Genomic DNA, 10,178 nt, shown 5'->3' on the forward strand with positions numbered 1-10,178 from the left:
TCATCCCTGCAACGGGAAGCGCAGGGACAGGCCTCCGCGGTCGCAACGATGGAGTGTTATCTCTACCCGCTTGCTCACGTCTCTCGGATAAGATGATCGGGCCAGCGCGCTCCGAGACATGCCCGGTCGTCGAACAGGTCTGGCAAAGATCGGTTGCCGCCTGCTAGGAAATCGAATGCGATGCCCCCACTACCGCCGCTCAAGCCGAACCAGCTACGCCTGCCCGCCGAGCCAGCCAGGGCGCTCGCGCGCCCACGCCTGTTGCAACAGCTGGCCAGGTCAGTCGAGGCAAACTGCTTCACCCTGCTCCAGGCTCCATTGGGCTATGGCAAGAGCGTCCTGCTCGGCCAGTTCGCCCGCTCCCGGCCCGGCCCTTGTGCGTGGCTGCGGCTGACCGCTGCGGAAAACCAGCCGCTCAACCTGCTCACCCACCTGCACGCGGCACTCAAGCTGCCGGCCAACAGCCGCGCGACGCTGGACGCGGACGGCTTGTGGAGCGAGATCCAGCAGTCCCTGGAAAACAGTGGCGAACCCCTGACCCTGCTGATCGACGATTTGCAGGTGCTCAGCTCGCCGCTCGCTTACCAGTACCTGGAACAGCTGCTGCACTTCCCGCCACCGTCGCTGCGTCTGCTGGCCGCCAGCGAAGGCCCGCCGCGGCTTCCCCTGGCGCACCTGCGCCGCGACGCACGGCTGACGCTGATCGGCGCAAAGGAACTGGCCCTGGACAGCGAGGAAACCCGGCAGCTGGCCGTGGCCCGGGACGTGCACCTGGACGCCGAGTCGATCTACCAGCTGCGCGCCGGCAGTGAAGGCTGGATCAGCGGTGCGCTGTTCTGGCTCGACGCCTATCGCGAGGCGGTAGGACCGGGCGGGCCTCCACCGGCCGACCTGAGGCCGATCACCCAGCAGTCCTATGCCTATGCCCGGCAGTTCCTCGAGGAGGAACGCCTGCGCCGCCTGAAACCCGATCTCCTGGGCTTTCTCGAACGGACTGCGGTCGTCCAGTCCTTCGACATCAACCTGGCCAGGGAACTCGGCGGACGCGCGGAGGCTGGCGAGTCGATCCGCCAGTTGCAACGCCTGGATCTGTTCATCGAAGCGCGGGCGGGTGAGCGCGGCGAATTCCGCTATCACCCCGTCCTGCGCAACTGCCTCTACCAGCGTATGGAGCAGCGCGATCCGCAGCGCCTGCGCAAGCTGCATCGCCAGGCCGCGGACTGGCTGCTGGAACAGCGGCGCTTCTCCGAAGCCATCTACCAGTTGGGTCGGGCCAGGGATTTCGACGCGGTGCTGGCGATCGTCGACCTGCATGCCTTCGACCTGCTGCGCGAAGGCCAGGTCAATACCCTGGTCGACTTCCTCGGGGACGTCGCCGGACATGCCGGCGGCGACAGTTTCACCCTGGCTATCACCGAGGCCTCCACGGTCATCGTCACCAATGACATCGCCCAGACCAGCCAGTGCATCCGCCGCCTGCAGGGGCTGCTACGCAGCCAGGGCGTACCCCGCCATCCCGAGCGGGTGCAGCAGACCATCGCATTCCTGCGCAGCCGCCTGGCCTGCCTCGGCGGCAACCTGGTGCACGGAATGGAAGTGGCCGACCGCGCCCTGCAGCGCTTCCCCCAGCACAACGCGGCCAGCTCGGTGCTGCGCTTCGACCGCGCCAGTTGCCTGTTCGCGCTGGGATACCTGGACCAGGCCCGCAGCGAAGCCGAACGGGCCCTGGGCGAACTGCAGGGCTTCGGCCTCAGCGGCTACACCAACCTGCTGCAACTGCTGCTCGGCCAGATCGAACTGGCCCAGGGCTGCGGCGAGGAGGCCTGGCAACGTTTCCTCGGCATGTCCAGCCAGCCGCAGGGCGGCACCTCGGGGAGCTTCTACGAGCTGTTCCATCATCTGGGCAAGGGCCTGGTCCTGCTCCAGGCCAACCAGTTGGAGGAAGCCCGCCTGTGCCTGAGGCAGGCCGAGGTACTGGCGCTCGACTTCCCCCACTGTGCCGCCCTGGCCTGGGTCATCCACCATCAGGCCTGCCTGTGCTGGGCGCAGGGGGATACGCGCCAGGCCAAGGCCCGCTGGCAGGAGGTGCGCCGCATGTCCCGGCAATACCGCCTCTTCACCCTCTATCGCCAGGCCGGAGCCTGGCGGGCGCGCCTGGCCGTGCACGAGGACGATCAGGACTTCCTCCTCGACTGGCTCGCCGAGTGGCACTGGTGTTTCCGCCAGTACGGCGAGAGCCTGCTGCCCGAGGAGTGGCTGGCCTATGCCCGGGTACAGAGCCATCTGGGACAGCATGCCAAGGCACGCCGGATCAACGCCAATCTCAAGGAGCAGGTGCAAGCGCAGTCCAACTACCGGGTGTTGCTCGATGCGCTGCTGCTCGATGCCAGCCTCGACCAGCATCGCGGCAAGCACCAGGAGGCGCTCGGCAGCCTCGAGCAGGCGCTCCAGCTGGCCAGCCGCTTCGCCCTGGGACAGATGCTGCAGTACGAGGGCGGCGACCATCTGGAGTCCTTCCGCCAGTTGCTGACCCCACACACCCGCGAGCAGCTCGGACTGCTCGAACCGGCACCGCCCCGCGAACGGCTCAACACGCTGTTCCGCCCGCTGCTTGCCGGCATGGAACGGGCCGGCGCCGCGCTCATGATCCCGCTATCGCGCCGTGAGCTGGACGTACTGCAACGCATGGCCCGCGGGCAGACCAACCAGCAGATCGCCGACGCACTCTTCATCAGCCTCAGCACCGTCAAGACCCACATCAACAACCTGTTCCGCAAGCTCGATGTCGTCGACCGCAATGGCGCCCTGCGCTCGGCCCGCGAACTCGAACTGCTGGACTGACTGCGAGCTCCATCCCCCCTGGTACCGATTCCACCCCCCAATCCACCGGGGGGTTGGATGCCGGGGCACAGCCTGCTTGCTACAACGGGGCATCCTTCGTTCAGCCTCGGGAACGCCGCATGCCCAGCTACAACGCCCCTCTGCGCGACATCGCCTTCGTCGCACACGAAATGCCCGACCTGAGCCAGCGACTCGCGCCGCTCAACGCTGAGTGACGTTCCTCGCCCGCGGATCATCGCCGGGCGATCCGTGAAGACGCGCCTCCCCCCTTTCAAGCGCCTGTATCCCCCGGAGTTCAGGGTCGCCGCTGGCGGCCCGTGGAGCCAAACATGTCTGTCGAGCATTACCTGCCGCGCGTAGTTGTCCTGATCACGCATCGTCGCCAGCCGCAACAACCGAGCCGCATGGCGCGCATCATCCAGCAGGCGCTTCCCGACTTTCACGGCCGGGCACGGATCGAGATCGTCGAAACCACGCTCACGCGTCTGCTGGACGAGGCGCGTGAGCTGGAAAGCAACCAGCGCGCGGACATCTTCATATGCTCCGGGGCCTCAGCCGATTACCTGCGGCAGAATATCTCGACCTCGGTGTTATCCATCCACATGGGCGAGTTCGACCTTATCCGCGCCCTGGACCTGGCCAGGACCAGAGCCACCAGGGTCGGCATCCTGAGTTTTCGCCATACCTACCCCGAGCTCGCGGCGCTGCAGTCGCTGTTCACGGTCGCTATCCGCGAGGCCACCTACGCCAGCTTCGAAGAGGCCCGCCAGCAGGTCCAGCTCCTGGCGAGCGAGGGTTACCGGGTCATCGTCGGCTCCTCGACGGTCGTGCAGCTCGCCGATGAGGCGGGCGTCCAGGGGGTGTTGGCACTCAATGTCGACAGCATCCGGCGTGCCCTGGATAACGCCCTGTCCATCTGTCGCAGCCGGGTCCAGAGCCTGATCCAGCAGCAACGCCTCAACGCGGTGATGCGCAACCTGAGCGACGGAGTGATCGCCGTGGACGCCGACGGCCTGGTGCAGTCACTCAACCCCAGGATGGCCACCCTGCTGGAGATTTCCGCGGACTGGGCCCGCGGACGGCCACTCCGCGAAGTCATGCCGGCGCTGGAACCGGCAGCACTGCCATGCAGCAGCGAAAGCCAGGAGAACCAGCTGATCAGGATCGGCACGAAAACCCTGGCCGCCAACCTGACGCCCATTATCGAAGACGGCAAGACGGACGGCATGGTCATCACCTGCCGGGAAGCCAATGCCATCCAGCGCGCCGACCGGCACATCCGCAGCCTGGCGAGGCCGCGCCATTTCACCGCGCGCTACCGCTTCGAGCAGATCCTGGGTGATGCACCAGCCTTCCGGGAAACCGTGCATCTGGCGCAGCTCTATGCCCAGACCGACTCCACCGTGCTGATCACCGGGGAAAGCGGCACCGGCAAGGAGTTGCTCGCGCAGAGCCTGCACAATGCCAGCGCCCGCCAGCAGGCCCCCTTCGTGGCCATCAACTGCGCTGCCTTTCCCGAGTCGCTGCTGGAAAGCGAATTGTTCGGCTATGAGGAAGGCGCCTTCACCGGCTCGCGCAAGGGCGGCAAGATCGGCCTGATCGAAGCGGCACACACCGGCACCCTGTTCCTCGACGAGATCGGCGACATGCCGGTTTCGCTGCAGACCCGCCTGCTACGCGTGCTGCAGGAGCGCGAAGTGCTGCGCCTGGGCGCCTCCGAACCGACTCCGGTGGATCTGCGAGTGGTGGCCGCGACTCACTGCGACCTGCGGACACGCATTGCCGACGGCCGCTTCCGGGAAGACCTGTTCTATCGGCTGAACATACTGCGCCTGGTCGTCCCGCCGCTGCGCCAGCGGGCCCAGGACATACCCATGCTGGTCAACGGCATCCTCGGGCGCTTGTCACGCGCGCCTGGCATGCCACGCTTCGAAACCATCGCCCTGCCCCGGCTCATGCCTTACCTGATCCGGCACCGCTGGCCCGGCAACATCCGGGAACTGGAGAACATCGTGGAGCGCGCGGCGATATCCGCCCAGGTGCTGGAAGGCAGCGATCGGGACGATTCCCTCCGCACCCTGTTCCCCGAACTCTTCGAGGACGAACACGCAGGGTTCCCTGTCTCCATCGAGCCGGCCACCGATGACCTGCGAAGCCTTGGCAAAGCCGCCGAAGCGGCCCACGCCCGTCAGGTGCTGGGCGCCTGCGAAGGCAACCTGGACGAGACAGCCCGACGTCTCGGAGTGAGCCGCACCACCCTGTGGCGTCGCTTGCGCGCCGGCAGGAGCCATTGAGCGCGGCCCGGCCATGCAACTCTGCGCCAGGCGTCGATGGCATCCTGAACACAGCGGTATGCGGAACCTGCGAAACCGGCGCTTCTGCAACGCCGGATGGAATCCCCGGTGCGCCGGCGGAACGACTCCGCCGGCGCCGTCGGCTCACTTGCGCTGCAGCCCGCGCGCGAGGATCGCCAGACCCTGTTCCAGCGCCGGGAACAGGCTGTTGTGGAAGTTGTTCCAGCGCATTTCGAGGATGGTGTCCTCGGGGTCGATGGGGGTGTCGAGGACGTCGAAGATCACTTCGCCGGAGTCGATGCCGTTGTCGACGTAGTGGAACGAGGCGCCGGTCATGGCGACCACCGGCACGTCGATGGTCTCGCGCGTGGTCCAGTCGATCACCTTCCTGCCCCGCGCGCCGTACAGCGCATCCAGCGTCGCATAGGCACCACGGCGCTCGTAGGGCGATTCCAGGCGGGTGATGCCGGGATGGATGTTGACCATGCGGCGATGGAACTCGGCGCCTTCGCGGACCAGTTCGTCGAGGATCACCAGCAGGCCGTCGATCACCACGACATCCGCCTCCAGCGCCCGCAGGCGCTCGCCCAGGCGACGCTCGAAGTCCGACTTGCCGGGCACCCGCCGCGGATCGCCGAGCGGCAGGCTGCGATAGCTGGAGGGCACGTTCTCCAGCAGTTCGTTGACCGACCGCCCCTGCACCTTCAGGTCGGCCGGATAGAACCAGTGGCAGCCCTGCCCCGGCTGGTAGCCGTAGTCCTCGATCACCTTGCGGTCGCGCGGCGATTCGGGATCGTCGTCGTAGATGATGCCGCGCAGGTCGTAGGTCTCGCCGAGGGCGGTGTCGTTGAGGGCCTGGACCAGGAATTCCAGCGGCGACTTCATGTAGCGCTGTTCGCCCTTGTAGGCCACCTGCTGGCCGGCCTTGTCGGCGGCGGCGTTACGCAGGGACCAGAGGTACACCAGTTTGATTTTCTGCATCGGATTCGGACTCACAGTGTTGTGGGAAGCGTGTCGCCGCTGACGCCCTCGGCCATCGCCACGACCACCTTGCGCTCGCCGCTGAAGGGCTTGCGCGCATGGGCGGTGAGCATGTTGTCGAGCATCAGCACGTCGCCGGTACGCCACGGAAACACCACTTCGCATTCATCGAGGACGCCACGGACATGCGCCAGGGCGTCGGCTTCCAGGGGCGTGCCGTCGCCGTAGTAGACGTTGCGCGGCAGCCCCTCCTCGCCCACGGTGTCGAGCAGGATTTCCTGCATCTCCGGGTCGAGGTTGGTCAGGTGGAACAGGTGCGCCTGGTTGAACCACACCCAGTCGCCGGTGCGCGGGTGCCGGGCCACGCCCTGGCAGAGCTGGCGGGTGCGCAGGTCGCCGTCCTCGTTCCATTCGCAGTGGATGCCACGGGGACGGCAGAACGCCTCCACCTCGTCCCGGCGCCCGGTGTTGAACACCTGCTGCCAGGTCAGGTCCAGGCCGTTGCCGTAGTTGCGCACGTACATCAGGCGCTTGTCCGCGAAGCGCTGGCGCAGCGCCGGGTCGATGCGGCGGAACACTTCGCGGCTGTCGGCGATCGGCGTCTCGCCACCGCTGGCCGCCGCCCGCGCGCAGTAGAACCAGATGCGCATCGGCCACTCGGTGGTGTAGGCCTGCTCGTTGTGCAGCGGGATCGAACGATGGGCCGGGTACTCGGTGGACGTGTAGACCCCCTTGCCATCGACCTGGCTGCGCGGCGTCGAGCCGAACTCGTAGTTGAGCAGCGGATGGCCGAACGCCGCGGCGAAGCGCTGGAAGCCCTCGACACCGTCGGCGGCGAAACCGCTGAGCAGCACCGCGCCATCGCGTTCGAGTCGCTCGTCGATCAGCGCGCGGATGGCGGCGAAGTCGGCCTCCAGGGACAATTCCCCGAGGCCCGGGGACAGGCGCAGCGGGAAGCCCGGCTCCACCTGCAATCGGGGCGGCGTGAGCACGCTCATGTTCATGGGAAGACCCTCCAGCGACGGCGGATCAGGCCATGGCCTTGCGCAGGCTCAGCGGACGCATATCGGTCCAGACGCTCTCGATGTGGTTCAGGCAGGTCTGCTTATCACCCTCCACACCCACGCTTTTCCATCCCTCCGGAATGGCCTTGTAGTCCGGCCAGATGGAGTACTGCTCTTCGTGGTTGACCACTACCTTGAAGCGGGTGCTTTCGCTGTCGAAGCTCATCTCGAATCCTCGTCCTGGTTGAATCGCCCGATTGGGCGGCTGTACCTAGTAGACGATCTACAGATGAGAATGATTAGTGTTAGCTAGAAAAACTCTTCTTCCGGAGGACAACGTGCAGGAGCGCCCCATGGGCGCGATTCGCGGGCATGGCCCGCTCCTACAGATACTCCGGCGTTGCGATCCCCTCACCCCAACCCTCTCCCGGAGGGAGAGGGGGCGCGATGGTGTGAGGTGGTACACCGTGCCAACCGGCGACTCCGAACAGTCCCCTCTCCCTCGGGGGAGAGGGCTAGGGTGAGGGGGAAGCATCACGACCATGCAAGCAAAAGCTTCGCGAGCAGAGCTCGCTCCTACAAAAACGCCGGCAAGACAGACCTGTAGGGCGGGTGCAACCCGCCACGACGCCCATCATGAAAAAGGGGCGAACACCCTTCGGCGTCCGCCCCTTTCTCCGCGATCCCTCGCGTCAGGTCACGCGCTTACCAGCGATAGGCGACCGTGCCGAGCAGGGTGCGTTCCTCGCCCCAGTAGCAGCGACCGGCGTTGTTGCAGCCGCTGACGTACTCCTCGTCGAACAGGTTGCGGACGTTCACGTCCACCGACCAGTGCTGGTCGAAGTCGTAGCCGGCCATCGCATCCACCAGCGTCACGTCGCCACTGTCGAGCTTGCCGTACAGGCTCGGCGCCGTGTAGGCGAAGGTGCTGTCGATGTAGCGCACGCCGCCACCCACGCGGAAGCCGTTCAGCGCACCATCGCGGAAGCGATAGGTGGCCCAGGCCGAAGCCAGGTTGCGCGGCACGCCGGTCATCTGCTTGTCCTCCAGCAGCGAGCCGGGCGCATCCTTGGTGATTTTCGCGTCGGTGTAGGTGTAGGACGCCGTCAGGTTGAGGTTCTCGTTGACGTCGCTGTTGACCTCCAGCTCGACACCCTTGGCACGGCTCTCGCCGACCTGCCGGTAGTCGCGGAGGGCGCTGTCGAAGATGAAGTCATTCTCCTTGCGCAGCTCGTACACCGAGGCGGTGAAGGTGGTGTTCCAGCCCTTCGGCTCGTACTTCACACCCGCCTCGTACTGCTCGCTGGTGATCGGATCGAGCGGACCGGAAAGGCTCGAGGTCTGCTGGACCGGTACGAAGCCGGTGGAGTAGCTGATGTACGGCGAGATGCCGTTCTCGAACTGGTACATCACCCCGGTCTGCCAGGTGAAGTCGTGGTCCCAGTAGTCCAGGTCCGACAGGCCGTTGGTGGTGTTGGGACGGTTGCGGTACTTGCTGTTGACGTAGTCCTGGCGGCCGCCCAGCAGGAAGATCCAGTTGTCGTACTTGGTCTGCACCTGGCCGTAGACGCCGTACATGTCCTGGTCGAGCTGGGAGTCCTGGATGCGCAACGCCATGGTCGGCTTGTTCGGCGGGTAGACCGGGTTGAAGGCGTTGATGGTGCCGCCGAGACCGGCTTCCCAGTCCTGGTTGTAGGAGGTGCGATCGTAGCCGGCGCCGAGCAGCACGTTGTGCTCGAACTCGCCGGACTGGAAGCGGCCCTCGAACTGGTTGTCCAGGGAGTAGGCGATCGACTTGTTGTCGCGGTCGTACGCGGTGTTCACCAGGGTGGTGCCGAAGCCGCCGTTGTTCAGGTTGCCCGGCCAGGTCTCCAGGCGGTCGATGCGCGACTGCATGTAGCGCGAGTTCTGGCGGAACTGCCAGGTCTCGTTGAACTGGTGGCTGAACTCGTAGCCCAGGCTCCAGGTTTCCCGCTTGAAGTCGTCCCAGTTCGGGTTGCCGAGGAAGGCGTCCTTGTCGAACTTGCCGTTGGGGTTGTCCAGCAGCGTGCCGGCCGCCGGGTAGCCCAGCTCCATCATGGTGCGGTCGCGCTGGTAGGCGGAGAGCAGGGTCAGCGCCGTGGACTCGCTGAAGTTGAAGGTCATCGACGGGGCGATGTAGATGCGGTCGTCCGGGATCTCTTCGACCTGCGTATCGGCATTGCGGCCGAGCATGACCACGCGGCCGAGGATGCGCTCATCGTCGGTCAACGGCCCGGATACGTCCACGGCCAGTTGCCGGCGATTGTTGCTGCCGTAGGTGGCCCGCACCTCGCCCTGGGCATTGGTGGTCGGGCGCTTGCTGACCAGGTTGACCACGCCGCCCGGGGCGTTCTCGCCGTACAGCACCGAGCTCGGGCCGCGGAACACTTCGGTGCGCTCCAGGCCGTAGGGCTCGGTGGTGGTGTCGTAGCGGTTGCCCTGCACCCGCAGGCCGTCGCGCAGCAGACCGTAGCCGTAGTCGGTGGCGTTGAAACCGCGAATGAAGAACAGGTCGCCGGCCAGGCCGTCACCGGCGGCGAACGGCGGCGCGAAGATACCCGGCACATAGCCGAGGATTTCGGTGAGCGTCTGCGAGTTCTGATCCTGCATGCGCTGGCGGGTTACCACCGATACGGATCGCGGGGTCTCGGACAACGGCGTGCTGGTCTTGGTGCCTGCGGTGCTGTTGCGCACCTGATAGCCGGATGTCTGCTGGTCTTCCGCTTCGCCGGTCACCAGGGTCGCCTGCAGTTGCAGGGTATCCCCCTCGCCCGACTTGGCCGACTTGGCCGGCTCCGCGGCCCAGACAGCGCCCTGGTATGCCGCCGTGGCGACCAGAAGCGCCAGAGCGCTTACCTTGAATTCCCACTTACTGCTTTCCATCTACCACTTCCCCTCCATTGACAGTGCGGGGGCAAACGCCCCCTGAGGTGTTGGAAACACGCAAAAGGCGCGGCAATCTATCACGAATCATTCTCATTTGCGCGCTATATTCTCAACGATTCGCATTGACATGAAATAGCCAGCATTCACCACC

7 protein-coding genes are annotated in these 10,178 nt (G+C 65.9%); 3 read left to right on the forward strand and 4 right to left on the reverse strand.

From position 1 onward, the window contains the following. The first annotated feature begins 180 nt into the window (after window positions 1-180). The 3 genes from JFY56_RS24615 to prpR all read left to right on the forward strand — a co-directional run bounded on the left by JFY56_RS24615 (window position 181) and on the right by prpR (window position 5,135). Complete coding sequence (locus tag JFY56_RS24615) at window positions 181-2,841, forward strand: LuxR C-terminal-related transcriptional regulator (RefSeq protein ID WP_208313487.1); 2,661 nt, start codon at window positions 181-183, stop codon at window positions 2,839-2,841. A 119-nt stretch (window positions 2,842-2,960) separates the two neighbouring features. Continuing rightward, complete coding sequence (locus JFY56_RS24405; protein ID WP_236032525.1) at window positions 2,961-3,056, forward strand: acyl-CoA dehydrogenase N-terminal domain-containing protein; 96 nt, start codon at window positions 2,961-2,963, stop codon at window positions 3,054-3,056. A 114-nt stretch (window positions 3,057-3,170) separates the two neighbouring features. Beyond that, complete coding sequence (gene prpR / locus JFY56_RS09905; RefSeq protein ID WP_208313488.1) at window positions 3,171-5,135, forward strand: propionate catabolism operon regulatory protein PrpR; 1,965 nt, start codon at window positions 3,171-3,173, stop codon at window positions 5,133-5,135. Window positions 5,136-5,279: 144 nt separating this feature from the next. Here prpR and JFY56_RS09910 read toward each other — a convergent pair whose 3' ends face one another. The 4 genes from JFY56_RS09910 to JFY56_RS09925 form a co-directional block, all read right to left on the reverse strand. Beyond that, complete coding sequence (locus tag JFY56_RS09910) at window positions 5,280-6,116, reverse strand: formyltransferase family protein (RefSeq protein ID WP_208313489.1); 837 nt, start codon at window positions 6,114-6,116, stop codon at window positions 5,280-5,282. A gap of 11 nt (window positions 6,117-6,127) precedes the next feature. Further along, window positions 6,128-7,114 (reverse strand): TauD/TfdA family dioxygenase, encoded by a 987-nt coding sequence (locus tag JFY56_RS09915; RefSeq protein WP_408004398.1) that lies wholly within the window; start codon window positions 7,112-7,114, stop codon window positions 6,128-6,130. Between the two features lie 31 nt (window positions 7,115-7,145). Further along, window positions 7,146-7,346 carry an MbtH family protein gene (locus JFY56_RS09920; protein ID WP_208313491.1) on the reverse strand — a complete coding sequence of 67 codons (201 nt, stop codon included), beginning with the start codon at window positions 7,344-7,346 and terminating at the stop codon, window positions 7,146-7,148. 479 nt (window positions 7,347-7,825) lie between these two features. Beyond that, a complete protein-coding gene (locus JFY56_RS09925) occupies window positions 7,826-10,024 on the reverse strand; it encodes a TonB-dependent siderophore receptor (RefSeq protein WP_208313492.1) in 2,199 nt (732 codons plus the stop codon). Window positions 10,025-10,178: the final 154 nt, after the last annotated feature.

The organism is Pseudomonas schmalbachii (assembly GCF_017589465.1).
Taxonomy (GTDB): Bacteria; Pseudomonadota; Gammaproteobacteria; order Pseudomonadales; family Pseudomonadaceae; genus Pseudomonas; species Pseudomonas schmalbachii.